22 protein-coding genes and 1 pseudogene are annotated in these 25,287 nt (G+C 67.5%); 14 read left to right on the top strand and 9 right to left on the bottom strand.

The features are described from left to right. Positions 1-29 precede the first annotated feature (29 nt). Positions 30-121: pseudogene (locus tag ASD21_RS25175) on the top strand (hypothetical protein); the annotation flags it as partial. A gap of 310 nt (positions 122-431) precedes the next feature. Here ASD21_RS25175 and ASD21_RS03395 read toward each other — a convergent pair. The 6 genes from ASD21_RS03395 to ASD21_RS23775 all read right to left on the bottom strand — a co-directional run bounded on the left by ASD21_RS03395 (position 432) and on the right by ASD21_RS23775 (position 3,604). Further along, positions 432-899, bottom strand: coding sequence for an SRPBCC domain-containing protein (locus tag ASD21_RS03395; protein ID WP_056436797.1), 468 nt, complete (start codon positions 897-899; stop codon positions 432-434). Positions 900-1,000: 101 nt separating this feature from the next. After that, positions 1,001-1,786, bottom strand: a complete 786-nt coding sequence (locus tag ASD21_RS03390) for an EcsC family protein (protein WP_235524829.1) — start codon at positions 1,784-1,786, stop codon at positions 1,001-1,003. Continuing rightward, positions 1,779-2,117, bottom strand: coding sequence for a hypothetical protein (locus ASD21_RS03385; protein ID WP_056436794.1), 339 nt, complete (start codon positions 2,115-2,117; stop codon positions 1,779-1,781). Before ASD21_RS03385 ends, ASD21_RS03390 begins: the two co-directional genes overlap by 8 nt. Positions 2,118-2,161: 44 nt before the next feature. Beyond that, on the bottom strand, positions 2,162-2,290 hold the full coding sequence (locus tag ASD21_RS25120) for a hypothetical protein (protein WP_327019752.1): 129 nt from the start codon (positions 2,288-2,290) through the stop codon (positions 2,162-2,164). Between the two features lie 214 nt (positions 2,291-2,504). Next, positions 2,505-2,978, bottom strand: coding sequence for a hypothetical protein (locus ASD21_RS23780; protein WP_156398275.1), 474 nt, complete (start codon positions 2,976-2,978; stop codon positions 2,505-2,507). Continuing rightward, entirely contained in the window at positions 2,975-3,604 is a 630-nt protein-coding gene (locus ASD21_RS23775; protein WP_156398274.1) for a DUF5343 domain-containing protein, read from the bottom strand. The genes ASD21_RS23780 and ASD21_RS23775 overlap by 4 nt, the downstream gene beginning before the upstream one ends. A gap of 236 nt (positions 3,605-3,840) precedes the next feature. Between ASD21_RS23775 and hdaA the strand changes: the two genes are divergently transcribed. The 6 genes from hdaA to ASD21_RS03355 all read left to right on the top strand — a co-directional run bounded on the left by hdaA (position 3,841) and on the right by ASD21_RS03355 (position 14,723). Continuing rightward, positions 3,841-4,548 (top strand): DnaA regulatory inactivator HdaA, encoded by a 708-nt coding sequence (hdaA, locus tag ASD21_RS03380; RefSeq protein WP_056436791.1) that lies wholly within the window; start codon positions 3,841-3,843, stop codon positions 4,546-4,548. 309 nt (positions 4,549-4,857) lie between these two features. Continuing rightward, on the top strand, positions 4,858-7,089 hold the full coding sequence (locus ASD21_RS03375) for an RNA degradosome polyphosphate kinase (protein ID WP_056436788.1): 2,232 nt from the start codon (positions 4,858-4,860) through the stop codon (positions 7,087-7,089). Beyond that, positions 7,086-7,526: a hypothetical protein gene (locus ASD21_RS03370; protein ID WP_056436785.1), complete on the top strand. Its 441-nt coding sequence runs from the start codon at positions 7,086-7,088 to the stop codon at positions 7,524-7,526. Before ASD21_RS03375 ends, ASD21_RS03370 begins: the two co-directional genes overlap by 4 nt. 70 nt (positions 7,527-7,596) lie before the next feature. After that, positions 7,597-9,084 carry a Ppx/GppA phosphatase family protein gene (locus ASD21_RS03365; RefSeq protein ID WP_056436782.1) on the top strand — a complete coding sequence of 496 codons (1,488 nt, stop codon included), beginning with the start codon at positions 7,597-7,599 and terminating at the stop codon, positions 9,082-9,084. Between the two features lie 328 nt (positions 9,085-9,412). Then, on the top strand, positions 9,413-12,340 hold the full coding sequence (locus tag ASD21_RS03360; RefSeq protein WP_056436820.1) for a TonB-dependent receptor plug domain-containing protein: 2,928 nt from the start codon (positions 9,413-9,415) through the stop codon (positions 12,338-12,340). 307 nt (positions 12,341-12,647) lie between these two features. Then, positions 12,648-14,723, top strand: coding sequence for a hybrid sensor histidine kinase/response regulator (locus ASD21_RS03355; RefSeq protein ID WP_056436779.1), 2,076 nt, complete (start codon positions 12,648-12,650; stop codon positions 14,721-14,723). Between the two features lie 37 nt (positions 14,724-14,760). Here ASD21_RS03355 and rnd read toward each other — a convergent pair whose 3' ends face one another. Further along, the gene (rnd, locus tag ASD21_RS03350) at positions 14,761-15,930 is read right to left on the bottom strand and encodes a ribonuclease D (RefSeq protein ID WP_056436777.1); all 1,170 of its coding nucleotides are present in this window, start codon (positions 15,928-15,930) and stop codon (positions 14,761-14,763) included. A 112-nt stretch (positions 15,931-16,042) separates the two neighbouring features. On the opposite strand from rnd, the gene purM reads away from it, so the two are divergent. The 4 genes from purM to ASD21_RS03330 all read left to right on the top strand — a co-directional run bounded on the left by purM (position 16,043) and on the right by ASD21_RS03330 (position 19,810). Beyond that, the gene (purM, locus tag ASD21_RS03345; RefSeq protein ID WP_056436774.1) at positions 16,043-17,068 is read left to right on the top strand and encodes a phosphoribosylformylglycinamidine cyclo-ligase; all 1,026 of its coding nucleotides are present in this window, start codon (positions 16,043-16,045) and stop codon (positions 17,066-17,068) included. Positions 17,069-17,202: 134 nt separating this feature from the next. Continuing rightward, entirely contained in the window at positions 17,203-17,790 is a 588-nt protein-coding gene (gene purN / locus ASD21_RS03340; protein ID WP_056436771.1) for a phosphoribosylglycinamide formyltransferase, read from the top strand. 63 nt (positions 17,791-17,853) lie between these two features. Continuing rightward, positions 17,854-18,105, top strand: a complete 252-nt coding sequence (locus ASD21_RS03335) for a helix-turn-helix domain-containing protein (protein WP_056436768.1) — start codon at positions 17,854-17,856, stop codon at positions 18,103-18,105. 10 nt (positions 18,106-18,115) lie between these two features. Continuing rightward, on the top strand, positions 18,116-19,810 hold the full coding sequence (locus ASD21_RS03330) for a SulP family inorganic anion transporter (protein WP_056436765.1): 1,695 nt from the start codon (positions 18,116-18,118) through the stop codon (positions 19,808-19,810). 129 nt (positions 19,811-19,939) lie between these two features. Here the strand turns inward: ASD21_RS03330 and ndk are convergent, their stop codons facing one another. Next, on the bottom strand, positions 19,940-20,359 hold the full coding sequence (ndk, locus tag ASD21_RS03325; RefSeq protein WP_056436762.1) for a nucleoside-diphosphate kinase: 420 nt from the start codon (positions 20,357-20,359) through the stop codon (positions 19,940-19,942). Positions 20,360-20,458: 99 nt separating this feature from the next. Here ndk and ASD21_RS03320 point away from each other — a divergent pair, with 99 nt between their 5' ends. The 3 genes from ASD21_RS03320 to ASD21_RS03310 all read left to right on the top strand — a co-directional run bounded on the left by ASD21_RS03320 (position 20,459) and on the right by ASD21_RS03310 (position 23,558). Continuing rightward, positions 20,459-22,330, top strand: coding sequence for an ABC-F family ATP-binding cassette domain-containing protein (locus ASD21_RS03320; protein WP_056436759.1), 1,872 nt, complete (start codon positions 20,459-20,461; stop codon positions 22,328-22,330). A gap of 81 nt (positions 22,331-22,411) precedes the next feature. Further along, positions 22,412-22,816: a hypothetical protein gene (locus ASD21_RS03315; protein WP_056436756.1), complete on the top strand. Its 405-nt coding sequence runs from the start codon at positions 22,412-22,414 to the stop codon at positions 22,814-22,816. Positions 22,817-22,877: 61 nt separating this feature from the next. Continuing rightward, positions 22,878-23,558: a hypothetical protein gene (locus ASD21_RS03310; protein WP_056436754.1), complete on the top strand. Its 681-nt coding sequence runs from the start codon at positions 22,878-22,880 to the stop codon at positions 23,556-23,558. Here ASD21_RS03310 and ASD21_RS03305 read toward each other — a convergent pair. Beyond that, positions 23,508-25,262 carry a cellulase family glycosylhydrolase gene (locus ASD21_RS03305; RefSeq protein ID WP_056436751.1) on the bottom strand — a complete coding sequence of 585 codons (1,755 nt, stop codon included), beginning with the start codon at positions 25,260-25,262 and terminating at the stop codon, positions 23,508-23,510. The genes ASD21_RS03310 and ASD21_RS03305 overlap by 51 nt on opposite strands. Positions 25,263-25,287 lie beyond the last annotated feature (25 nt).

Raw genomic sequence — 25,287 nt, 5'->3', positions numbered from 1 at the left:
CGTGAGGTTTGACGAGACCCCTACRCACGCGGATCTCGCCGCCGACAGAGCTTCCCGCTCGATCGCCCCCCGCCGCCGCATCGGTCGCTGGCCATGCGCCCTTTCCCTGCGACGAGGTGGGATAAGGATACGGGCGTCTGGAAAGGTGAGGACCAAATCGGGTCGAGAAAGTTCAGAGCGTTGAAATCTCGGGGGTTTGTTGGCTATGCGCAGAGCGTAAGTCAGCCAACCGGGGACATGCTCTCACGGCAGGGCCTCGGCAGATCGCCCCACGACCGCTGGGTGAGTGCGTGTCCCCAACGTCATCCATGGCGTCAAACCTCGATCCTGGATGACGACCAGGCTCAGCGGATGACGTTGGGGACACGCACCCACCCTGACCGCCCTGCGAACTTCGCCGGCGCCTCGTCGTGAGAGCATGTCCCCGGGGCCTATCCCCCAAACCACGCCGCCAGCTTCTTCAAACTCTCCTTCGACCCCGTCTCGTTGTCGGCCGGCCGCAGCCCCGGCGGCAGGTTCTTCGACACGAAGGTCACCCGCGTTCCGCCCGGCGCGGGCTCCAGAGACACGGTGATGGTCATCTCGGCCTTCAGCGACGGATCGTCGGTGTCGAACAGCACCGCCCAGACCACCCGCCGCCCCGGCTCGAGGGCCGCGAACCGCACGCGGGTGCGGTCCTCGCGGGCGGCGGTCTTGCCGACGTGTTCGGTCTCGTCCTCCGGATAGAACAGCGACATCTCGAACCCGCCGCCCACCCGGCCGTCGAAGGCGTGCATCCGGCCGGTCATGTCGCCCGGCGGCAGCCATTGTTCCAGGGCCTTGGGGTCCATCAGGGCGTCCCAGACGGCGTCGGGAGCGGCGGGGATCAGGCGGCTGGCGCGGGTGGTGGGTGCGGGCATGGGCGCGATCCTACACCCACAACAACCCCCGTCATCCCGCGGCATCCACGGCGTCATGGGGCCTCGGCGCCAAACTCAGCGGATCAGTTGGGGACACGCACTCACGGCGTGCTCTCTGCAATCTGGCCGGAGCCGGGGTGTGAGTGCATGTCCCCCGCCAGCCAACGCATCCGGTACGCCATCATCGCCGTCTTCCCCAGGTGCGCCGTCAGCCGCCAGTTGACCACGGCCCCGACCGGCGCGCCGACCACGGGCAGCAGCTGGGCCAGCTTGGCGAGATCGATGTGGTCGCGATACTGCTGCTGGAACGACCGCCAGTCGAAATCCTTCAGGTCGGCGGGATGGGGCCGCGAGTCCCAGTCGTCCATGGCCTCCAGCACCTTGACGCGATGTTCGACGTCCGAGAAGGCCAGCTCGAAGATGTGCAGGATATAGAGCCGCTCGCTCAGCACGCTCCCGTCGTGGCCGTAGAGGGCGGCGATCTCGAACAGCAGCTTCAGCTTGAAGCTCATCAGCAGCGGGAAGTCGGCCGCCGCCAGCAGGAACCCGCCCGCCCCGGCCACCCCGCCCTCGGCCCCGGCGGCGGTCTTCCAGCCCTGGATCGCGGTGGCCACCTTGGCCTCGCGCTGTTCCAGCGTGGCGTTTTGCAGCGGCGAGGCCGTGGCGAAGTCCGCCCCGGTCAGGATCGCCCGGGTCATGCCCTCCATGGCGGCGGTGATCGCGGCGTGGACCTTCTCGGGAATGATCGTGTTGATCTTGCGCTGCACGGCGCGGGAGGTCTTGCCGAACACCCCGGCGGGCTTGGTGATGCGGGCGCGCCAGGCGGCGAGCTCGGAAGCGAGGTCGGGAGCGACGGACGGTCTTTCCAGCCGCTCGGCGTCAGACACGGGCGTCGTCCAGGGCGCGCGTCAGCTCCAGGGCGCGAGCGGCCGTGCGCCGGATGAAGACCCAGTCCTCCCCCTGCGCCAGGGCGAGCGGCGACCAGAGCGCCGCCTTCCCCGTGTCGCTCATCATCGACAGCCGCTCGTTCAGTGCACGGAGGGCCGCGTCGAGGCTCGCCTGGCCCATGGGATGGGCGTAGCGGAACGCGTCGTCGAACTGCAGGGCCAGTTCATCCGCCGTCTCGCCCACGCCCAGGGCGGCCAGATAGGCCAGCTGCTCGTCTGGCCCCAGGGCCAGGGGTTCGAGCGCGGCGATCAGGGTGGCGGTGCGGTTCATCGGGATCCATCTCGTCGGAGAGAGACCCTAGCGGCTTGTGGGGCTCAGCGCATCCGTCGTGGAGGGTTCATTTCGCGGTGCGGCGAGGTGGTGGCGAGGTCGGCCCCGGTCAGGATCGCCCGGGTCATGCCCTCAATGGCGGCGGTGATCGCGACGTGGACCTTCTCGGGGATGATCGTATTGATCTTGCGCTGGACGGCGCGCGAGGCCTTGCCCGGCGGACTTGGTGACGCGGGCGCGCCAGGCGGCGAGGTTGATCAATAAATCTTGTATGCTTAAATGGTGACTTGTGCTGACCAATCTCGAATGTGTGTTCCTAGACGAGCAACGTCTCGGCGACTAAGGTTTCCGCTGTGCATTATAACATTTCTAGATTTATCTATTACGTCAAATATGGATGCCGCCCAGTCCATATCGTGAATAAATGGTGCAAAATCGTCTGGAGTTTGCCTCATTATATTCAGAAGATTTGGTAGCATTGTGAATTGTATTGGATCGTCGCCACGTTGAACGTGCCAGCGAACCTTTTGCTCTTCTTCCATTCGCCTTTGTGATTGGCTTCTTATTTTTTTCAGAGACGCCCTGCTCCCACCAATCGGCGCCCTTACTCTCAAGAAGAGTTTTTGATATCAACTCCCTGACTGAGTTTTCGAAAGCTGCAATTGCGACGTAGACCGTTGCCATCCCGCGGGCTCGAGCAACAAAATCCTCGTTCAAGACATGGATTGACAGAAGGTCTGCAACTTCGGCGTCATCCATTTCGTTGGTTTTTGGCTTCTGACGACCGGCGGTGTCGAGGGACTCCTGAGTCAGGACGGCCCTGTAAACGAAGTTATAGACGCGGCTAACATCGTCTATCATAGCAAGTGGTCCCTTAAGCTGCGAAACAGCGCATCGTAGACTTTTGGATCCCTAGATTCTGGAAGTATAATTTGGATATTATAGTGCAATCCGCCAAGTGAGGATTTCGCGCTTGCACGACGTGGCGGGTCCGCAGCGACTTCATCCGCTGGTTCGTCATCATTCGCATCGTCCGGGGCGGCAGCTGGAATGGCGGGTTTCGTCTTGAAATCCGCGAGCTTAACTAATTCCGAAAAGGTAAGCCCCATCTTATCCAACACAGAGTCCGAATATTGGCCCTGACTGAGCATCTTAAACTTGTTAATAACTTCATTTCTCGTCAAATTTTGCGCATTAGTATTTATTTGGAATAAATCCTTATACGCATTTCTGATTCCTTCGGCTAATACAATTTCTGACTGAGTCTGATCTAAGAATCTGAAATATAGATCTGTTGGCTTTCGATCGCTATTTAGCAAGCCGATTGCTTGCAAAACGCCAACCATTAACCTATCATTACTTGACGTAAAGCCTAATGATTCCAAGAATCTCAAATTGAAAACATCGGGCGCCTGAGCCGATTTTATTGCGTCCAGGAGCAAGGGAAAATTCTTGCTGCTTGTGAGGTAAGCCTTCGGAATAGCCATGGTTCCCCCTTTTTTCTTCGAGGACTTTATCGCGAAGGCGCTCCGATACAAACGGAGATGGTAGTTTGATCTGAATTGCCCTTGAGCGAGTGTTTAGCTTGAGGACTGACCGTGACCACAACACCCATCCACACCTCCCCGCCCCTCATCCCCAGCCAAGCCGCCCCACGCCCTCGCCCTCTCCCGCGACGCGGCCTATATCTCCGGATACCGAGCAACCCCATCCGGACGCCGCCTTGCCCCGTCAGTTCCGATTGTCGCTGACCGCCCCGCCCCTCTGGGACCGGGAGTCGTTCGCGTCGTCGCCGACCAACCTCGAGGCGCTGGACAGCCTGGACGCTTGGCCGGCCTGGCCCGACGGGCGCCTGGCCCTGGTCGGGCCGGCGGGAACGGGCAAGACGCACCTGGCGCGCGACTGGGCGGCGCGGACCGGGGCCGTGACGATCGAGGCGGCTTCCACGGGTAACGCGCCGCTGGACCTGGCCTCGCTGCGCGGCCGGCCGCTGCTGGTCGAGGACGCCGACCGCCGGTCCGAGGGCGACCTGGTCGACGACGAGACCCTGTTCCATCTGATCAACATGGCCGGGGTCGACGGCGGCTGCCTGCTGCTGACCGGCCGCCTGGCCCCGGTGGCCTGGGAGGCGGCGGTGCCCGACCTGCGCTCGCGGCTCAACGCCCTGACCGTGGCCCGGATCGACGCGCCCGACGACGTGGTGCTGCAGGCGGTGCTGAGGCGCGGCTTCGAGGCCGCGGGCATCCGCCCGGCGAGCGACCTCTATCCCTATCTGATGGCCAGACTGCCCCGCTCCGCGCCGGCGGCCCTGGCCGCCGTGGCCGCCCTGGACGAGGCGTCCATCGACCAGGGGCGCGAGGTCAACAAGGCCCTGGCCCTGGCGGTGCTGGATTTCGGGGATTCCGAAGACGACGAGGATGACGAAGGTTAGTCCGGGCTCGGTGCGTGGTCCTCGTCCTTCGACAAGCTCAGGATGAGGACCAATCGTGAGGCGCGACGCTAGAAAACCCTCATCCTGAGCTTGTCGAAGGACGAGGGTTTCGCCCCGGTCGTCTAGCCGTCCAGATCCCCGACCGCGCTACGCTCTTGCGGGATGACGATGTTTTCCCACGGCAAAACTTTAGGAACATCTTCCCGCTTAAGCTTGGCGCGCCGTGTTCCGGAGGGGGCGGCGGGGGCTGTTTGTCTTGCTCCTGTCACCACCCTCGTTCACTCTGAACACGGTAAACCGGAGTTCCGCATGTCTGACGTCGCCACCGCCCTCGACCTGCCCGCCGCGCCCTCGCCGGCCGCGCCGGACCTGGCGGGCCTGCGGCTGGACGACGAGCTGCTGGCCTCGCCGGAGCGGTTCTTCAACCGGGAAACCTCGTGGCTGGCCTTCAACCAGCGGGTGCTGGAGGAGAGCGCCAATCCGCGCCACCCGCTGCTGGAGCGGCTGCGGTTCCTGTCGATCAGCGCCAACAACCTCGACGAATTCTACATGGTCCGGGTGGCCGGCCTGAAGGGCCAGGTGCGCGAGGGCGTGCGGGTGGTCAGCCAGGACGGGCTGACGCCGGGCGAGCAGCTGACGCGGATCAACGCCTCGGCCGCCGAGCTGATGGCCGAGCAGCAGCGGATCTGGAGCGGCGTGCGGACCGAGCTGTGGGGCGAGGGCCTCAAGCTGCTGGACGCCAAGGACATCGTCGGCCCCGACCGCGAGCGGGCCGAGGAGATCTTCCTGAGCCGGATGTTCCCGGTGCTGACGCCGCTGGCGATCGATCCGGCCCACCCGTTCCCGTTCATCCCGAACCTGGGCTTCTGCCTGGCGCTGAAGCTGCGCCGCATCGCCGACGACAAGCACCTGTACGCCCTGGTGCCGGTGCCCAGCCAGGTGCAGCGGTTCTGGGAGCTGTCCCAGGCGCCGTCCAAGACCACGCGCAAGCGCGAGCGGCGGATCGTGGCGCTGGAAAGCTTCATCATTCTGTTCCTCGACCACCTGTTCCCCGGCTACGAGGTCGAGGGCCGGGGCCTGTTCCGCCTGATCCGCGACAGCGACCTGGAGATCGAGGAAGAGGCCGAGGACCTGGTGCGCGAGTTCGAGGCGCGGCTGAAGAAGCGTCGCCTGGGCCGGGTGGTGCGGGTCAAGATCCAGACCACCATGCCCGAGGACCTGCGCGAGTTCATCATCGAGGGCCTGCGCGCCCAGCCCGAGGACGTGGTGCTGGTCGACGGCAAGCTGGGCCTGGCCCAGATGGCCGAGCTGATCCCGCCCGACCGCCCGGACCTGAAGTTCAAGCCCTACAACGCCCGCTTCCCCGAGCGCGTGCGCGACCACGGCGGCGACTGCTTCGCGGCGATCCGCGAGAAGGACATCCTGGTCCACCACCCGTTCGAGAGCTTCGACGTGGTGGTGCAGTTCATCCGCCAGGCGGCCCGCGACCCCAACGTGCTGGCGATCAAGCAGACCCTGTACCGGACGTCCAAGGACAGTCCGATCGTCGCGGCCCTGATCGAGGCGGCCGACAACGGCAAGAACGTCACCGCCCTGGTGGAGATCAAGGCGCGGTTCGACGAGGAGAATAACCTGAAGTGGGCCCGCGACCTGGAGCGCGCCGGCGTCCACGTGGTGTTCGGCTTCGTCGACTGGAAGACCCACGCCAAGCTGTCGGTGGTGGTGCGGCGCGAGGGCGAGGCCCTGCGCACCTACTGCCACTTCGGCACCGGGAATTATCACCCGCAGACGGCCCGGGTTTATACCGATCTGAGCCTGTTCACCTGCGACCCGGCCCTGGGCCGCGACGGCGGCAAGCTGTTCAACTTCATCACCGGCTACGCCCAGCCGCATGGGCTGGAGAAGCTGTCGTTCTCGCCCGAGACGCTGAAGCCGGACCTGCTGAAGATGATCGCGGCCGAGGCCCGCAACGCCCGCGAGGGGCGGCCGGCGGCGATCTGGGCCAAGATGAACGCCGTGGTCGACCCGCAGATCATCGACGCCCTCTACAGCGCCAGCCAGGACGGCGTGCAGATCGACCTGGTGGTGCGCGGCATCTGCTGCCTGCGCCCGGGCATCAAGGGCCTGTCGGAGAACATCCGCGTCAAGTCGATCGTCGGGCGGTTCCTGGAGCACGCCCGCGTGGTGGCTTTCGCCAACGGCGGGGTCATGCCCGGCCCGCAGACCCGGGTGTTCATCAGCTCGGCCGACTGGATGCCGCGCAACCTGGACCGTCGGGTCGAAAGCCTGGTCCCGGTCGAGAACCCCACGGTGCACCAGCAGGTGCTCAACCAGATCATGGTCGCCAATCTCAACGACGAGGCCCAGAGCTGGAACCTCGACTCCGAGGGTCACTACGCCCGCGACCCGGCCTGGGACCGCAAGGGCGCCTTCTCGGCCCACGAATACTTCATGACCAATCCCAGCCTGTCGGGCCGGGGCCACAAGGTCAAAGACCTGCCGCAGGCCTTCGACCACGTCGGGCCTCGCAAACGCGGGTGAGGCGGGCCTTCATCGTTCTGGCGGCGCTGGGCCTGACCGCCTGCGGCCCGCGCCCGGCCCAGCAGGCCGAAATCTGCGCGATCTTCGCCCTGCCCGGGGTTCCCGGCGACACCCAGCTGGGCGACGCGGGCGACCTGGCCTGGGCCAAGGCGCACGAACGCGCGCTGTTCAAGTCCGGCGTGATCTACGGCCCGCCCTGGCAGGTGATGGGCCACGGCCGCTCCTGGGGCCGCTGCCCGGTGCGGCCCAAGCCGGTCGAGCACCTGCTGATCAGCCCCGACGGCGGCTACGCCATGACCAAGGGCGGACGCCGGGCGAACGGCCATCCCGTCAGCTTCGGCGCCTGCTACTACGAGAAGGACCCGACCGGCTGGCGTCTGCGCGCCTGCCGGCGGACGCTGAACGATCCCGTGCCGTTGGTCCCCTTCAAGCGTTGACCCGCGGCGCGCGAGCGCTTTATTCCGCGCGCCACCTTCCCCTCGCCGCCCAATGCGCTAAACCCTCCCCATGCCTTTTGCGGCGCCGCGCGACGCGGCCGTTATCGATATCGGCTCGAACTCGGTCCGCCTGGTGGTGTACCGGCTGGAAGGCCGCGCCATCTGGACCGTCTTCAACGAGAAGGTCCTGGCGGGCTTGGGCCGGGACCTGGGCGACGGCGGCAATCTGAACCCCGAGGGCGTGGCCCAGACCCTGGCGGCGCTCAAGCGCTTCCGCGCCGTGCTGGAGGCCGTCAAGCCCGCCGAGACCTTCATCGCCGCCACCGCCGCCGTGCGCGAGGCCAAGGACGGGGCGGCCTTCGTGCGGCAGATCCTGGCCGAGACCGGCTTCGCCACCCGCGTCCTGTCGGGCGAGGAGGAGGCCCGCTACGCCGCCGTCGGCGTGCTGGCCGGCACGCCCGACGCCACCGGCGTGGTCGGCGACATGGGCGGCGCCAGCCTGGAGCTGATCCGGCTGGAGGCCACAGGCGCGGGCCTGGGCGTCACCCTGCCGCTCGGCCCCTTCAGCCTGGGGGCCTCGGACGGCTTTGACCTGGAGAAGGTGCGGCGGCTCTGCGCCCAGCGCCTGGCCCCGGTGTCTGAGGCCTTCAAGACCGACGTCTTCCACGCGGTCGGCGGCGCCTGGCGCAATCTGGCCCTACTGCACATGCGCCTGAGCGGCTATCCGCTGCACGTGGTCCACCAGTACAACATCAGCCGCGCCGAGGCCCTGGAGGCCGCCCGCCTGGTCGCCCATCAGTCGAAGAGCTCGCTCGAGCGCATCGAGGGCATGAGCAAGAAGCGCTCGGAGACCCTGCCCTACGCCGCCGTGGTGCTGGAGCAGCTGATCGAGAGCCTGGACCTCAAGCGCATCGAGATCTCGGCCTACGGCGTGCGCGAGGGGTTGCTGTTCGAGGCCATGCCGCCCGGCGTGCGCCGACTGGATCCTTTGATCGAGGGCTGCGCCTCGCTGGGCGCGCGGCAGGGCGTGGCCGACGAACTGGGCGCGGCGCTCGACGCCTGGCTCGCCCCGGCCCTGAGCCAGCTGCCGCCCTGCTTCGGCGAGCGCGACAAGGTGCTGGTCGCCGCCGCCTGCCGCCTGGCCGACCTGGGCGCGCGGCTGCACCCCGACCATCGCGCCGATCTGGTGTTCGAGCAGGTGCTGCGCGCGCCGATCGCCGGCCAGACCCATCCCGAGCGCGCCTTCCTGGCCGCCGCCTCCTTCGCCCGCCACGCCACGGCCTTCGATCCGCCGGAGATGGAGGTGCTGGAACGCCTGCTTTCGCCCGCCCGGCTGAGACGGGCCCGGGCCGTCGGGGCCGCCATCCGCCTGGGCTGCGATCTGTCGGGCCGCAGCGCCCCGCTCTTGGCCCGCTCGCGACTCGTCATCGACCGCGGCGACCTGCTGCTGACCGCCGAACCGGGCTACGCCGACCTGCTTCTAGGCGAACAAACCGCCAAAAGAGCGGGCGCCCTGGCCACGATCCTGGGCCTGAAGCTCAAAATTACGGCGCTGTAACAATTCGCCAGCGGAAGTCCCCAGGGTTGTGGAAATTCGACGCCAGGGCGAAAACTATCGATTAGCGCGATTGCACGCATCGAAAAACGGCGACGACCACTCGCCAACGTTGTGAAATAAAGTTGCCGAATTGTGTCAAAAGCGCCACGTTACATTTCATTAATGCAATGCACATTGACCGATCATCCCATCCGTCGGTAGCCGTGCTGTAACCGCACTCAGAAAATCTGGGCCGCCGGTCATCAAAGCGCCGTCGGACGGCGCTCAAAACATTGGGGACTACATCTTGATCACTAAACCCATGCGCGCGCGCCTGATGGCGTCGACGATGATCTGCAGCGCCGCTGCCGCTCTCCTCGGCGCCAGCCAGGCTGCTGCCCAAACCGCGCCGTCCGCGCCGGCCGATCAGACCCAAGTCGAGGAAATCGTCGTCACCGGCTCGCTGTTCCGCCGCACCGACACCGAGACCCCCTCCCCGGTCACCGTGCTGACCTCCGAGAACCTGAACCGCGCCGGCATCTCGACCGCTTCGGACGCCATTCGCTCGATCTCGGCCGACGGCGCCGGTTCGATCGGCACCGGTTTCCAGAGCGGCTTCAGCGCCGGCGGCTCGGCCGTCTCGCTGCGCGGCCTGGGCGTCTCCTCGACCCTGGTGCTGGTCGACGGCCTGCGCTCGACCAATTTCCCGATCAACGACGACGGCCACAACGCCTATGTCGACCTGAACTCCATTCCGTTCAGCCTGATCGACAGCATTGAAGTCCTGAAGGACGGCGCCTCGTCGTCGTACGGCGCCGACGCCATCGGCGGCGTGGTGAACCTGAAGCTGAGGAAGCAGTTCGCCGGCGTCAGGGGCAGCGCCGAGTTCGGTCAGAGCGACCGCAGCGACGCCGAACACCAGCGCGCCGACATCACCCTGGGCTACGGCGATTACGCCGAGACCGGCTGGAACGTCTACGTCAACGCCGAGTACCAAAAGGACGGTCGCGTCTCGAACCACAGCCGCGGCTTCCCCTACAATACCCAGGACCTGAGCTCGATCGGCGGTCTGGACCAAAACACCGCCGACTCGTCGATGACCACGCCCACGCCGAACGCGATCGTCACCCGCGTCAGCCAATCGGACCTGAACAACCCGCTGGCGGGCAAGGCCGGCTCGCCGCTGACCACCCAGTACCAGTCGCTGAACCTGAACTGCGCCAACGGCACCTTCACGCAGGTCAGCGCGACCGCCAACGGCACCGGCTGTAAGTGGGATCTGGTCGACTACTATCGTCAGATCGCGCCGCTGCAGAAGCGCTACGCCTTCAACGGCCGCCTGAGCATGCGCCTGAATGAGAACGTCGAGGCCTACGCCACCGGCAGCTACTCGAACAGCTATGTCAGCATCAAGGGCACGCCGGCCGCTATCCGCGCCACCCAGCCCTTTGGTGGTTCGCCGAGCGTGGCTTCGAGCAATCCGGGCATCGTGCTTCCGGTGTGGATCTGTACGGCCGGCGCCAACTGCGCTGACCCTACGGCTCCCGGTCGTCGCCTGAACCCGAACAACCCGTTCGCCGCCGCTTACGCCGCTGATCCGTCCAACGGCGCGGCCCGCATCTATTACCTGTTCGGCGACATCCCCGCCGGCAGCGAGCGCACCAACGAAGTCATCCGCGGTACGTTCGGCTTCAAGGGCAGCTTCGGTGACGACTGGAACTGGAGCGTGGACGCCGCCGGCGCCCGCGACAACCTGAAGATCACGCAACACGGCCTCCTGAACATCGCGGGCCTGGCGAGCGCGATCAACACCGGCTCGTACAACTTCGTCGATCCGTCGCAGAACACCTCGGCGGTCCGCAATGCCGTGGCCCCGGACAGGACGACCCCGTCGCACTCGTCGATGATGTCGTTGGACGGCCTGATCACCAAGTCGCTCTGGGCTCTGCCCGGCGGCGATCTGCAGGTCGGCGTCGGCGCCCAGATCCGCAAGGAAGTCCTGGAAAACAACAACCAGAACGTCCGTCTGGACACCTACGGCCTGACCACGGCTTCGGCCTTCGGCAAGCACACGGTCAAGGCCGCGTTCTTCGAAGTGGCCGCTCCGGTCCTCGATCAGCTCGAAGTCAACGTGTCGGGCCGTTATGACGACTATTCGGAGGGCTTCAGCCACTTCTCCCCGAAGGTCGGCGTCAAATACACCCCGATCAAGCAGCTGGCGTTCCGCGGCACCTTCTCTGAAGGCTTCCGTGCGCCCACCTTCGCTGAATCGGGCCCGCGCTCGCAGTACGCCGGTTTCGTGACCACCCAGCCGCCGGCCAACTTCGTGACGGCGCACGGCGGGGCGTCCAACCCCTACTCGCAGTCCTACAGCATGGGTCGCGGCGTCGCCGGCAACCCGAACCTGAAGCCGGAAATCTCGCATAGCTTCACGATCGGCGCCATCGCCGAGCCGACCCGTTGGCTCAGCATGACGGTCGACTACTACCAAGTGAAGAAGGACGACCTGATCACCTCGGGTCCGAAGATCGCCGAGGCCCGCGACGCCTACTACGCCCAGACCACCCAAGCCGCCGGCTGCGCCGCCGTCGCGGCCGTCGGCGCGGGTTACTCGTGCAACCTGGTCGACGCCGTCGACCCGCTGTTCCCGAACGCCCAACCGCGTGTGCTCATCATCAACGTCCCGTATGTGAACGCGAACTCCGCGCAAACCGCGGGCGTCGATTTCTCGGCCACGGCCAAGATTCCGGTCACCGACACCCTGCACTGGACCAGCCGCGTGGAAGTCACCCACCTGCTGAAGTACGACCTGCACACCGACGACGGCAAAGTGCAGAAGTACGCCGGCACCCTGGGCCCGTACGACCTGTCGTCGGGCAACGGCAGCCCGGACTGGAAGGGCAACTGGCAGAACACGCTGGACTTCGATCGCTACACCGTGTCGGCCACGGCCTACTACGTCGGTTCGATCAAGTCGGTCGCCGCCGACACCAACGGCAGCACGGAATGCTCTCCGGGCAACCCTTACGGCGCCGCGGCCAACCCGGCGGTCGCCAACAAGTTCTGTAAGATCAAGAGCTTCATCAACGTCGACCTGAACGGCACGATGCAACTGAACGACGGCATCCAGCTGTACGGCAACATCGGCAACGTGTTCGACCAGAACGCGCCGATCGCGCCGGGCGCCTATGCCAGCGCGCCGAACTTCCTGACCACCTTCCACTATGCCGGCCTGATCGGCCGGACGTTCAAGGTGGGCGTCCGCTTCCAGTACTAATCTCGAAGCGATCGTCGCGAGACAGGGGCCGGTTCCGAAAGGAGCCGGCCCTTTCTTTTTTGGCTCGCGCCGCTTGGCTCCGGGCCAGTCCCGCGACACGCCGCCGCGCCGAACGTCACTCGATGAAGCACGGTTTGTTAGCCACGGGCGAGGCAAGCTCCACCGCATCAACGGGAGCAGGCCACGCCGTCGAGAAACTGGAACGCGTTTCATCAACCGGCGTTACGCACGGCGCGCGACCTTTACTGTTTCCAAACGCGCGCGTGCAATTGGGGGCTATGGGCAGGGGGATGACATCTTGAGCGGCATGCCGGCGGGACGCCGCGCGGTGCGCAGCCTGTTGATCCTGGGGGCGATCGTCGTGGCGATCGTCGTCCTGGGCGGCTGCGCCCTGCTGGCCTACGCCGCCGTGGCCGTCGACCGCCTCCAGACGCGCGAGGAGCACGTCGTCGTCGAGCAGACCCTCGAGCGGTCCCTGGACCGGCTGGACAGCGACGTCGCCGCCGCCGCGGTCTGGGACCAGGCTTTCGAGACGATCCGTCCGGGCGTGGATCCGGTGTGGATGGATGTCGAAATGGGCTCCTACTACGCCAATAACCGAGGCGACGACCTCGCCGTCGTGCTGGATTCTGGGAACCGTCCCTTCTACGCCTGGGCGGAAAACGCGCGCGCGACGCCCGAGAGCCAGGCGGGGGTGGTGGCCGCCGTCGCGCCCTTGATCGCCGAGGTGCGCCGCCAGGAGACCGCGGCGACCAAGCTTCCCAGGCCGACCGACCCGAACGTCGCGACCATCGCCGAGACCGCTCATGGGGTCGTCCAGGTGGATGGGCGGATCTATCTGGTCGCCCTGTCGACGGTCGCTCCGGAGAAGGCCGCGCGGCCACGCGGCAAGGCCCCCGCGATGATCGTGATCTGCGCCCAGCGGGTCGATCGCCACCTGCTGCCCGCCCTGGCCGACGAGATGCGCATTCGCGAACCTCGGCTCGTGGCCGCCAGATCCGCGGAATCGGCGGCGATCGCTCTGCGCGACGCCGACGGCAAGATCTTGAGCTGGCTGACCTGGTCGCCCAAGCAGCCGGGCCTGGACGCCGTCCGCCAGGCCGCGCCCCTGGTCCTGCCGGGCGTCCTGCTGCTGGTCGCCGCCGGCGTCGCCTTGGTCCTGCGCATCCGCCGGGTGCTGCGCGAGCTGGACGCCTCGGAGGCCGGCGAGAGGGCGGCCCTGGACGAGGTGGTCAAGGCTCGCGACCGAGCCCAGAGCGCCAATCTCGCCAAGTCGCAGTTCCTGGCCAATATGAGCCACGAGATCCGCACGCCCCTGAATGGCGTGTTGGGCATGGCCCAGGTGATGGAGCAGAGCGGGCTGGGCTCGCCCCATCGCGAGCATCTGAAGATCATCCGCGACAGCGGCGAGACCCTGCTGGCCATCCTCAATGACGTGCTGGACCTGTCGAAGATCGAGTCCGGCCGTTTCGAGCTCGACGACCACGTGTTCGACCTGGCGCAGACGGTCGCCGCCGCCTGCCGGCCCTTCGCCCTGCTGGCCGGCCAGAAGGACGTGGCGTTCGTCACCGAGATCGCGCCCGACGCCGCGGGAGCCTGGTGCGGCGACAGCGTGCGTTTGCGCCAGGTGCTGTCGAACCTGGCGTCCAACGCCGTGAAGTTCACGCCAGAGGGGCGGATCCGGCTGAGCGTGGAGGCGTGTCCCGAGGGGCTGTCCTTCACCCTGGCCGACACCGGCATCGGCATCGCGCCCGAGCGGATCGCCGCCCTGTTCGAGAAGTTCGTCCAGGCCGACAGCTCGACCACCCGCCGGTTCGGCGGCACGGGCCTGGGCCTGGCGATCTCCCGCGAGCTGGTCGAGCGAATGGGCGGAACCCTGCGCATGGACAGCGCCCCGGGCAAGGGGTCGACCTTCAGCTTCCGCCTGCCGTTCGTGCGGGCCGACGCGGCGGACTATCTGGACCCCGCGCCCGGCGAGGGCGACATCCGGTCCCTGCGGATCCTGGCGGCGGAGGACAACGCCACCAACCAGTTCATCCTGCGCGCCCTGCTCGAGCCGGCCGGCGTCGACCTGCACACCGTGGCCAACGGCCGAGAGGCGCTGGATGCCTTCCACGCCGACGATTTCGACCTGATCCTGATGGACGTGCAGATGCCGGTGATGAACGGCATCGAGGCCACCCGGGCGATCCGCCAGCGCGAAAACGCCCACAGCCTCTCCCCGACCCCGATCCTGGCCCTGTCGGCCAATGTCATGAGCCACCAGCTGGCCGAATACGCCCTGGCCGGCATGGACGGCGTCGTGGCCAAGCCGCTCGACGCCGGCAAGCTGATCGAGGCCATCGCCGCGGCGATGGAGCGCGGGACCGTGGGCACGGCGTAACGTCGTCCGTCTCCCTCGCGGGAGAAGGACCGGAGCTCTACTCCGCCTTCGGAGCCCGTCGCACTTCGACCACCCGCACGCGGGTTCCGTCCAGCACCAGGGCCAGCTCGCCGCGCTTGATCTTCAGGGCGTCCGAACCGAAGGCCTCCAGCCGCCAGCCCTGCAGGGCGGGCGTGTTGGCCTCGTCGTCGGCGGCGATCTTTTCCAGGTCCGAGACGGTGGCGATCAGCTTGGAGGCCACGCCGGCCTCCTCGGCCCGGGCCTTGAGCAGCACCTTCAGCAGTTCGACCACGGCGCCCGCCGAGGCGGGCGGCGGCGGGCCGGACTTGTCCAGCACCGGCGCGTAGCCTTCCGGATCGGCCAGGGCCGCCTTGATCGCGGCCAGCAGGTCGGGACCGAACTTGGAGCCGCCGAAGCCCTTGGGCACGCTGCGCAGGGTGTTGAGGCCCTCCAGCGAGGTCGGGGCCTGGGTGGCCAGCTCGTCGATGGCCTCGTCCTTGAGGATGCGGCCGCGCGGCTGGTCGCGGGTCTGGGCGGTGCGCTCGCGCCAGGCGGCCACGGCCTTGAACACCGCCAGGTATTTGGCGGCGGTCTTGCGCGGACGCAGGCGGCGCCAGGCCTTTTCGGGATCGACGTCGTAGGCGGCCGGATCGTTGAGCGCCTTCATCTCCTCTTCCACCCAGGCCAGGCGGCCGGCCTTTTCGAGGCGGTCGCGCAGGATGGGGAACAGGGTGGCCAGGTGCGTCACGTCGGCGACGGCGTAGGTCAGCTGGGCGTCGCTCAGCGGACGGCGGGCCCAGTCGGTGAAGCGGCTGGACTTGTCCAACTCGATCTTCAGCATCTGGCGGACCAGGGCGTCATAGGCGATCTGCTCGCCGAACCCGGCGGCCATGCCGGCGACCTGGGTGTCGAACAGCGGCGTGGGCATGGCGTTGAGATTGTTGAAGATCTCGACGTCCTGCCGGGCCGCGTGGAACACCTTCAGGACCGACGGATCGCGCAGGATGTCGAGCAGTGGCTCGAGGTCGATGCCATCGGCCAGCGGGTCGATACAGGCTTCGGTGTCCGGAGAGGCCACCTGGATCAAGCACAGCTTGGGCCAGTAGGTGGTTTCGCGCATGAACTCGGTGTCCACGGCGATGAAGGGCTGTCCCTTCAACTCATTACAGAACGCCGCCAGCTCAGCGGTAGTGGTGATCGTCGTCATCGGCTGCTAATAGCCTCGCGCACCCCCGAGTCTGCAAGCACAAGCTTGGGGTGTGCGGCAAGTTTCCTTTCAAAAACGGCCCGTTGGGCCGTCTTCGAGCCAGAGCGAACGCATGAGCGACCCCCAGAACGGCCTCACCTACGCCCAGGCCGGCGTCGACATCGACGCCGGGAACGCTCTCGTCGAGGCGATCAAGCCCCTGGCCAAGGCCACCCGGCGTCCCGGCGCCGAGGCCGGTCTGGGCGGCTTCGGCGCCCTGTTCGACCTGAAGGCGGCCGGCTACGACGATCCGCTGCTGGTCTCCACCACCGACGGCGTCGGCACCAAGCTGCGCATCGCCATCGACGCCAAGATGCACGCCACGGTCGGCATCGACCTGGTGGCCATGTGCGTCAACGACCTGCTGGCCCAGGGCGCCGAGCCGCTGCTGTTCCTCGACTACTTCGCCACGGGCAAGCTGGACCTGGAGGTCGCCAAGAGCGTGGTGGCCGGCATCGCCGACGGCTGCAAGCTGGCCGGCGCGGCCCTGGTGGGCGGCGAGACGGCCGAAATGCCGGGCATGTACAGCGACGGCGAATACGACCTGGCCGGCTTCTCGGTCGGCGCGGTCGAGCGTGACGGCGTGCTGCCCAAGCTCGACAAGCAACGGGCCGGCGACATCATCATCGGCGTCGGCTCGTCGGGCCCGCACTCCAACGGCTACAGCCTGGTGCGCCGCGTGGTCGAGCGTTCGGGCCTGGCCTGGGACGCGCCCTGTCCGTTCGAGGCCGGCAAGACCCTGGCCGAGGCCCTGATGGCCCCGACCCGCATCTATGTGAAGTCGATCCTGCCCCTGCTGCAGTCGGGTCGGGTCAAGGGCGGCGCCCACATCACCGGCGGCGGCCTGATCGAGAACCCGCCCCGCTGCATCGCCGACGGCCTGGTCCCCGAGTTCGACTGGAACGCCTGGCCCCTGCCCCCGGTCTTCGACTGGCTGCAGCGCGAAGGCGGCATCAGCGACCACGAGCTGCGCCGCACCTTCAACTGCGGCGTCGGCTTCATCCTGGTGGTGGCGGCTTCGGACGCCGAACCGGTGCTGGCGGCGCTGCTGAACGCGGACGAGGATGCGTTCATCTGCGGGCAGTTGGTGGCGGCCTAGGCCTTGCGTGAAATCCTCGTCCTTCGACAAGCTCAGGATGAGGATTTCAATTCAGGCTTCCAGCAGCCGGCATCTCCAGCAGCCCTCATCCTGAGCTTGTCGAGGGACGAGGGCGGACCCACGGAACTGACCGCATGACCGCCAAAACCAAGGTCGCCGTCCTGATCTCCGGCCGGGGCTCCAACATGGAGGCCCTGGTGCGAGCCGCCCAGGACCCCGCCTGCCCGTTCCAGATCGCCCTGGTGCTGTCCAACAAGCCCGAGGCCGGCGGCCTGCTCACGGCCGCCGCCGCCGGGATCGAGGCCCTGGCCGTCGATCAGCGTGACTTCGGCAAGGATCGCGAGGCCCACGAGCGCGCCATCGACGCGGCCCTGCGCGAGCGCGGGATCCAGGTCGTGGCCCTGGCCGGCTACATGCGCATCCTGACGCCGTTCCTGGTCAACGCCTGGGAAGGCCGGATGCTGAACATCCACCCGTCCCTGCTGCCGGCCTATCCCGGCCTGGACACCCACGGCCGCGCCCTGAGCGCCGGCGAGGTCGAGGCCGGCTGCACCGTCCATCTGGTCACCGCCGGCGTCGACGAAGGCCCGGTCCTGGGCCAGGCCCGCGTGCCGATCCTGCCCGGCGACACGGAGCACATGTTGAGCGACCGGGTGCTGGAGCAGGAGCACAGGCTCTATCCGGCGACCCTGGCCGCCTATGTGCGCGAGCGGTTTGGCTGAAAAGCGCAAGCTGATTGCCAATCATGTGATTTTGATGTTCTATACATCATACGGGACGTCTAGATGATCACCGGACCTCAAATTCGCGCCGCGCGCGCCCTGCTCGGCATCGACCAGAGAGAGCTGGCGCGACTGTCCGGACTGTCGGTTCCGACCATCCAGCGGATGGAGGCCTGCGAGGGCTCGGTCCGCGTGGTCGTCGACAGCCTGGAGAAGGTCATGAAGGCCCTGGCGGCGGCTGGGGTCGAGTTGATCGTCGAGGACGCCCCCAGCCAGGGGGTCGGGCGCGGGGTCCGGCTGCTGGAGAAGCGCTGAAGGCCAAGCCATGCGCCGAGATTGGCGGCTATTCGTACCCAAGACGGCGACGGTGTTGCGCCAGGGCTACCGCGCCGCCGACTTTCGCGCCGACCTGATCGCCGGACTGACGGTCTCCATCGTCGCCCTGCCGCTGTCCATGGCCCTGGCCATCGCCTCGGGAACCACCCCGGACCGCGGCCTGGTCACGGCGGTGGTCGCAGGCTTCCTGATCTCGCTGCTGGGCGGCAGCCGCTTCCAGATAGGCGGCCCGACCGGGGCCTTCGTGGTGGTGGTCTACGGGGTGATCGCCAACCACGGCTATGACGGCCTGCTGATGGCGACGCTGATGGCCGGGGCGATCCTGATCCTGGCCGGCCTTTCGGGCCTGGGAACCTTCATAAAATACATCCCCGATCCGGTGACCACCGGCTTCACCGCGGGCATCGCCGTGATCATCTTCACCAGCCAGGTCAAGGACTTCCTCGGCCTGACGGTGGACAAGGTTCCGGCGGATTTCCTGCCGAAGCTCGCGGCGCTGTGGGGCGGTCGCGCGAGCGTCGACCCGCCGACCGTCATCCTGGCGGCCGCCTGCCTGACGCTGATCCTGGTGTTGCGCCGCTGGGCGCCGAAGGTTCCCGGATTCCTGGCGGCGACCATCGCCGGAGCGGTCTTCGTGGCCCTGGCCCACCCGCCGATCGAGACCATCGGATCGCGGTTCGGCGGCGTGCCCTCCAGTCTGCCAGCCCCGTCCCTGGCCTTCTGGTCCCTGGCCAAGGCCCGGGCGGTGGCGCCCAGCGCCTTCACCATCGCCTTGCTGGCCGGGGTGGAGTCGCTGCTGTCGGCCGTGGTCGCCGATCAGATGACCGGTCGCCGTCATCGATCCGGCGTCGAACTGATCGCCCAGGGCGTCGCCAACATCGCGTCGGCCCTGTTCGGCGGCCTGCCCGCCACCGGAGCCATCGCCCGCACCGCTACCAATATCCGGGCCGGAGCCCGCTCGCCGGTGGCCGGAATGGCCCACGCCGTCTTCCTGTTGCTGTTCATGCTGCTGGCCGCCCGGCTGATGCGGTTCGTGCCGCTGGCGGCCCTGGCGGCGATCCTGATGGTCGTGGCGTTCAACATGGCGGAACTGCACCGGTTCTCGGCTCTGCTGCGCGCCTCGAACGGCGAACGGGCGGTTCTGCTGGCCACCTTCGCCCTGACCGTGCTGGTCGACCTCACCCTGGCCATCGAGGTGGGCATGGTGTTGGCCGCCTTCGTGTTCATGCACCGCATGGCCCGGCTGGCCGAGGTGCGGCACGGCGAGGGCCCGATCGCCCTCAACGGCATGGAGGGCGACGAACGCGAGCCTTACGCCCCCAATTTCGGCCTGCCCGACGACGTGGCGGTGATCACCTTCCGCGGCGCGCTGTTCTTCGGCAGCGCCAGCCTGGTCAAGGACGCGCTCGAAGACGTCGCCGGCCGCAAGCGCTGCTACATCCTGCGCCTGGAACAGACGCCGATGATCGATCCGACCGGGGCCTTCGCGCTGGCCGATCTGCTGCGCCGCACCCTGGCCGACGGCGAGGTGATCCTCTGCGGGGCCTCGCGTCAGATCCTGCGCGACCTGCTGCGGACGATCGGCGCGCCGCTGCTGCGCCGCACTCGCCTGGCCGTCGACTTCGACGAGGCCAAGCGGTTGGCGACGGCGGACCAGGGCCAGCCGACGCCGGCTTGGCGCTAGCCGTGAAAGGCGCTGGCGCCGTCCAGGATCTTGCGGCACGCCGGCCGCTCACAGCGCCGACGCTCGACCGAATGCAAAAAGGCCGGCGGATCGCTCCGCCGGCCTCTTCGGATCGGTAAGGCCTAAGCCTTAGCCGACGATGTCTTCGTCCTTGAAGAACTGGGCAATTTCGATGCCCGCGTTCTCGAGGCTGTCCGAACCGTGGACCGAGTTCTCGCCGATCGACAGGGCGAACAGCTTGCGGATCGTGCCTTCGTCGGCGTTGTCCGGGTTCGTGGCGCCCATCACTTCGCGGTACTTCAGGACGGCGTTGTCGCCTTCCAGAACCTGGACGACCACCGGCTCGGCGGTCATCTGGGCGACCAGTTCGCCGTAGAACGGGCGCTCGGCGTGGACTTCGTAGAACTTCTTGGCTTGCGCCTCGGTCAGTTTCACGCGGCGCTGGGCCACGATGCGCAGACCGGCTTCCTCGATCACGGCGTTGATCTTGCCGGTCAGGTTGCGACGCGTGGCGTCAGGTTTGATGATCGAGAAGGTGCGTTCGGTCATGATCCGAAAATCTCACAGAGAAAGTTTGTAGATTGGGAGGTTGCGGGCTTATAGCCGGGCGCCTCCTCCCCGCCAACCCGCCGCGTACCTTTAAATCATATGCTCCAGATCAAAGACCTGACCTTCAACGCCTGGGGTCGGAAGTTCTTCGACCACGCCAGCGTGAGTTTGCCGCCGGGCGCGAAGGTCGGGCTGATCGGCCGCAACGGCGTGGGCAAGTCCACGCTGTTCAAGCTGATCCTCGGCCAGCTGCACGCCGGCGACGACGAGATCAGCCTGCCCAAGAGCGCGCGGATCGGTTCGGTGGACCAGGAGCACCCGGCCACCCCCTTCACCCTGCTGGAGACCGTGCTGGAGGCCGACGAGGAGCGGCACGCGCTGCTGACCAGCCTGGACACCGCCGATCCCGAGGACATGGGCGAGATCTGGGCCCGGCTGATCGAGATCGACGCCGACGCCGCCCCGGCCAAGGCGTCGGAAATCCTGGTCGGCCTGGGCTTCTCCCAGGAAGACCTGGCCCGGCCGATGGCCGAGTTCTCGGGCGGCTGGCGCATGCGCGTGGCCTTGGCCGCGGCCCTGTTCGCCGAGCCGGACATGCTGCTGCTGGACGAACCGACCAACTATCTGGACCTGGAAGGGGCGCTCTGGCTGGAGGCCCGCCTTCAGAAGTACCCGCACACCGCCCTGATCGTCAGCCACGACCGCGAGCTGCTGAACAACAGCTGCACCCACATGCTGCACCTGGCCGGCGGCAAGCTGGAGCTCTACACCGGCGGCTACGACGACTTCGAGCAGCGCCGCGCCGAGAAGGCCCGTCTGCAACTGTCGGCCAAGGCCAAGCAGGACGCCGAGCGCGCCCACCTGCAGGCCTTCGTCGACCGCTTCAAGGCCAAGGCCTCCAAAGCGGCGCAAGCGCAGTCCCGCATGAAGCGTCTGGCCAAGATGCAGCCGGTGGCCACCACGATCGAGGAGCGCGTCGCCCCGTTCACCCTGCCCTCGCCGCCGCGCCCGCTGCCGCCGCCGCTGATCCGTCTGGAGCGCGCCAATGTCGGCTACGAGGAAGGCCGCGCGATCCTCAAGAACCTCAACCTGCGCATGGACCTGGACGACCGGATCGGCCTGCTGGGGGTCAACGGCGCGGGCAAGTCGACCTTCGCCAAGATGATCGCCGGGGCGCTGGGCGTGCAGTCGGGCGAGTTCCATCGCGACCGCAAGATGAAGGTCGGCTGGTTCCACCAGCACCAGATCGAGGCGATGGACCCGGTCGACACCCCGCTGGAGATCATTCGCCGGGCCATGCCGGACGCCTCGGAATCCTCGCGTCGCTCGAAACTGGCCCAGTTCGGCCTGGGCTTCGAGAAGCAGGAGACCACGGTCGCCAACCTGTCGGGCGGCGAGCGGGCCCGGCTGCTGCTCAACATGGTGGCGATGGACGCGCCGCATATGCTGATCCTCGACGAACCGACCAACCACCTGGACATCGACAGCCGTCGCGCCCTGCTGGACGCCCTGAACGACTACGAGGGCGCGGTGATCCTGATCACCCACGACCGCTCCCTGATGGAGCTGGTCGCCGACCGCCTGTGGCTGGCCGCCGACGGCACAGTCAAACCGTTCGACGGCGACATGGACGAATACGCCAAGTTCGTGCTCGACCGCGCCAAGCAGGCGGTCAAGCCGACCCAGGTCGATCGCGAGCCGGCCAAGGCCGATCCGGCCGCGGCGCCGGCCAAGAAGACCGTCGCCATCGAGCCCCTGAAGCGCAAGATCGAGGCCGCCGAGCAGGTCGTCACTCGCCAGACCCGCCAGGTCGCCGAGCTTGACGCCCAGCTGGCCGACCCGCAGCTCTACAAGAACCCGACCAAGGTCGCCGAGCTGACCAAGCGCCGCGAGAACGCCAAGGCCAAGCTGGACGAGGCCGAGGCGACGTGGATGGCGCTGGCGGAAGACCTGGCGGCGGCGGAGGCCTGAGCCGGGCTTGGTTTAGGGTAAACGCGCCTAAACCACGTCTCTTAGCCAATATGTGAGATCCCGGAGCGTATTCCTGCACGCATGAGTTCAGGAACCGCGTCCCGAAATCACATCGTCGCCAACCCGGAAGGCCTGTCGGCCGACTCGGTCCTGGCGGCTTTCGGCCAATGGCTGGACCAGCGCCTGGCCGACGCCATGCGCCTGGACATGGATCTGGCGTTCCGCGACCGCCCGTTCGACGTCGAGATCGGCCGGGCGCCGGCCCTGGTCGGCTGGGAGCACCGCTTCCTGCAGCCGGGCGCCCCGGCTCCGCGCGGCAAGATGTGGACCGTCTATCGCCTGCAGGACCAGCTCGGCCGCCCCGCGCCGCTGCTCAAGCACGCCGACGACTACGCCGACACCATGACCCCGCTGCTCAGCGAGCTGGGCTATCTGGGCGTGTTCGACGGCGAGCCGGCGCTGTTCCCGGGCGTGGGAACCCGCTAGCGCTTCGGGACTTAACCTCGCGCCGACCCCGGTCCATGCTGTCGGCGATCGGGGGGCGCTCATGCCGCAAAAATCCAAGCCGCGAGACTCAAGATTGAAGGTCGGGGTCGACGTGCCCTGGGTCACCAGCTGGAGCGACGAGGAGAGCCTGGGCGTGCGCCCCTGCCCGACCGTCGGCGGCCGCCTGGCCGTCTGCCAGGCCGAGCGGCCCGGACTGGGCAAGCCGCAATATTCGCTGAACCATTTCCGCCGCCAGCGCGAGACCGTCGGCCGGATGCTGTGCCCGATGTGCGGCGAACCCACGGTCGCGGGCGACCGCTGGACCCAGATCGCCAAGCGCGTGCCCGCCGGCCTGCTGCGCGCCAAGGGCCTGGGCATTGCCTTGCCCCCGGCCGTGGGCAACGAACGGATCGTCATCGACGCCGGCTCGATCGCGCCCCTGCACGACGCCTGCGTCAAGCGCTCGCTGGAGCATTGCCCGCACCTGAAGGCCCATCCCGGCGTCGAGGTGATGGCCTGGCCCGAGCATTGGACCGTGGCGCCGCTGATGGTGCAGGCCGTGGCCCCGCCCGTCCTGACGATCATGGCGGCCCCCATCGCGCCGCCCCGGGCCGCCGTGGGCTTCCTGCAGATCTTCGGCCTGACCCAGGACAGCGATCCGCGCTGGCGGCGACGCCTGCGCGAGCTCGACCTAGCGGGGAGCGAGCCTCACGGTCTTGACCAGAACCGGACCGCCGTCTGACCGCAGGACCATGACATTGCGTCCGGCGAGCAGGACGGCCTTGCCCAACTGGACCTCGGCCCAGGCCGCGCCCGTCGGAACCGGGACCGGGCCGTCGCTCGCCCCGCCGTCGACCGTCGCCGACAGCTTGCCGCCCTCGCCCACCGCCCGCGCCGACGCCGTCAGCGCGTAGGTCCCGGCCCTCTCGACCACGACCGTGTACTTCAGCCACTCTCCGGCGATGAAATCCTCGACATAGGGGCTTGCGTCAGCCTCGCGGGCGATGTCGACGCCGTCGTTGCGATAGGTCCGGCCGTTGTTCCACAGGGTCCGCTGGCCGCCGGTCGAGACGTGATAGTTGGCGGTGTCCTTGTCGGCATAGGCCTGGCCCAGGGCGCCCAGGTCGTAGTCGACGGCGGCGAACGCCGCGCCCTTGGCGCCGATCCGATGATCCTTGAACGGCCGCGTCGTGTCGTCGTGCGGCTGGCGGATCATGGCGTCGACCACGTCGGGATGCTGCAGGGTGTTCTCGAACCGGACGTCGCGCGACGCCAGGGTCATCAGGGCCGCATAGGCCTCGTCGGCGGTCGGCTGGGGGCCTTTCCTGGTCCAGTAGTCGACCAGCTTGGCGTAGCCGGGGTTGGGCGTGACCTCGAGCGGCTGGTTGAAGCCGATCTTCTTCAGCGGCCAGAAGGCCCAGCCGATCTCGTGCCTCTCGACCAGGGCGATGGCGTCGCGGAACCAGGCGTTGGAGTTCTCGCCGCTCTCGCCCAGCCACAGCGGCAGGCCGGTCTCTTCGCGCAGCTTCAGAACCGTGGCGATCGAGGCTTCGTCGTTGGCGTTCCAGTACTTGTGGAACGACAGGGCCAGGTTGTCGTCCCAAACGGCGGGCAGGCCCTTGTAGTTGTTGCCCCAGCAGTTGCCCTCGAGAATGATCATGTGGCGCTTGTCGATCTCGCGCACCGCCGCCGTCAGCGCCTTGTAGTAGTCCCACAGGGCCGTCTGCTTCTCGTCCTTGCAGCCGTGATCCCCGCCTGGGCCGTCGAAGTCCCAGTTGGGTTCGTTCAGCAGATCATAGGCCCCGATCGCCGGCTCGTCCTTGTAGCGGGCGGCCAGCTTGCGCCACAGGGCCACGACCTTGCGGCGGTTCTCCGGGCTCTGCCACAGCGAGGGCTTGGACGGATCGCGGTCGGCGATCGGCAGGTCGGCGCCCTGCCCGCCCGGCGCGGCGTGCAGGTCGAGGATCAGGTACATGCCGTTGGCCTTGGTCCAGGCCAGCAGGTCGTCGATGCGCTTGAAGCCGTCCTCTTTCCAGGTGTCCTGACCCGCCACCGGCTCCTGGTCGGCGGCCAGGGTCAGCAGGCCGTAGTGCATGGGCAGGCGCACCGAGTTGAAACCCATGGCGGCCATGGCGTCGATGTCGGCCTTGGTGGTGTGGTTGTCGAGCCAGGCCTGGTGGATCGCCGCCTCGCGCTCGGCGCCGACCAGCTTGGCGGTTTCGGCGCGGATCACGTGCTCCTGCCCCCGGCCCAACTCGCCGAGCCTGAGCATGTAGCCTTCCTGCAGCATCCAGCCGCCCAGCCCCATGCCGCGCAGGAGAACCGGCCGCCCCGTCTCGTCGACGATCCGCTTGTCCTTGGCCTTCAGCCAGCCGTCGGCCTGGGCCGGCGCGGCGGCGGAGAGCAAGGCGAGCGACGCGGCGGCGGCGGCGAACAGGGCTTTCATCTTGGCAACCTCCCCACGTCGCCTC

This window comes from Caulobacter sp. Root1455 (assembly GCF_001426905.1).
GTDB lineage: Bacteria > Pseudomonadota > Alphaproteobacteria > Caulobacterales > Caulobacteraceae > Caulobacter.
The sequence above is the reverse complement of the archived record's forward strand: the minus strand, read 5'-3'. Positions and strand labels throughout refer to the sequence as shown.

What these genes read in the sequence shown, in the direction of transcription:
- ASD21_RS03305 (WP_056436751.1), bottom strand. Translation starts at nt 25,262, where the DNA reads ATGAAAGCCCTGTTCGCCGCCGCCGCCGCGTCGCTCGCCTTGCTCTCC.
- purM (WP_056436774.1), top strand. Translation starts at nt 16,043, where the DNA reads ATGAGCGACCCCCAGAACGGCCTCACCTACGCCCAGGCCGGCGTCGAC.
- ASD21_RS03360 (WP_056436820.1), top strand. Translation starts at nt 9,413, where the DNA reads ATGATCTGCAGCGCCGCTGCCGCTCTCCTCGGCGCCAGCCAGGCTGCT.
- ASD21_RS03320 (WP_056436759.1), top strand. Translation starts at nt 20,459, where the DNA reads ATGCTCCAGATCAAAGACCTGACCTTCAACGCCTGGGGTCGGAAGTTC.
- ASD21_RS23775 (WP_156398274.1), bottom strand. Translation starts at nt 3,604, where the DNA reads ATGGCTATTCCGAAGGCTTACCTCACAAGCAGCAAGAATTTTCCCTTG.
- ASD21_RS03335 (WP_056436768.1), top strand. Translation starts at nt 17,854, where the DNA reads ATGATCACCGGACCTCAAATTCGCGCCGCGCGCGCCCTGCTCGGCATC.
- purN (WP_056436771.1), top strand. Translation starts at nt 17,203, where the DNA reads ATGACCGCCAAAACCAAGGTCGCCGTCCTGATCTCCGGCCGGGGCTCC.
- ASD21_RS23780 (WP_156398275.1), bottom strand. Translation starts at nt 2,978, where the DNA reads ATGATAGACGATGTTAGCCGCGTCTATAACTTCGTTTACAGGGCCGTC.
- ASD21_RS03365 (WP_056436782.1), top strand. Translation starts at nt 7,597, where the DNA reads ATGCCTTTTGCGGCGCCGCGCGACGCGGCCGTTATCGATATCGGCTCG.
- ASD21_RS03330 (WP_056436765.1), top strand. Translation starts at nt 18,116, where the DNA reads ATGCGCCGAGATTGGCGGCTATTCGTACCCAAGACGGCGACGGTGTTG.
- ndk (WP_056436762.1), bottom strand. Translation starts at nt 20,359, where the DNA reads ATGACCGAACGCACCTTCTCGATCATCAAACCTGACGCCACGCGTCGC.
- ASD21_RS03375 (WP_056436788.1), top strand. Translation starts at nt 4,858, where the DNA reads ATGTCTGACGTCGCCACCGCCCTCGACCTGCCCGCCGCGCCCTCGCCG.
- ASD21_RS03395 (WP_056436797.1), bottom strand. Translation starts at nt 899, where the DNA reads ATGCCCGCACCCACCACCCGCGCCAGCCGCCTGATCCCCGCCGCTCCC.
- rnd (WP_056436777.1), bottom strand. Translation starts at nt 15,930, where the DNA reads ATGACGACGATCACCACTACCGCTGAGCTGGCGGCGTTCTGTAATGAG.
- ASD21_RS03315 (WP_056436756.1), top strand. Translation starts at nt 22,412, where the DNA reads ATGAGTTCAGGAACCGCGTCCCGAAATCACATCGTCGCCAACCCGGAA.
- ASD21_RS03355 (WP_056436779.1), top strand. Translation starts at nt 12,648, where the DNA reads ATGCCGGCGGGACGCCGCGCGGTGCGCAGCCTGTTGATCCTGGGGGCG.
- ASD21_RS03310 (WP_056436754.1), top strand. Translation starts at nt 22,878, where the DNA reads ATGCCGCAAAAATCCAAGCCGCGAGACTCAAGATTGAAGGTCGGGGTC.
- ASD21_RS03385 (WP_056436794.1), bottom strand. Translation starts at nt 2,117, where the DNA reads ATGAACCGCACCGCCACCCTGATCGCCGCGCTCGAACCCCTGGCCCTG.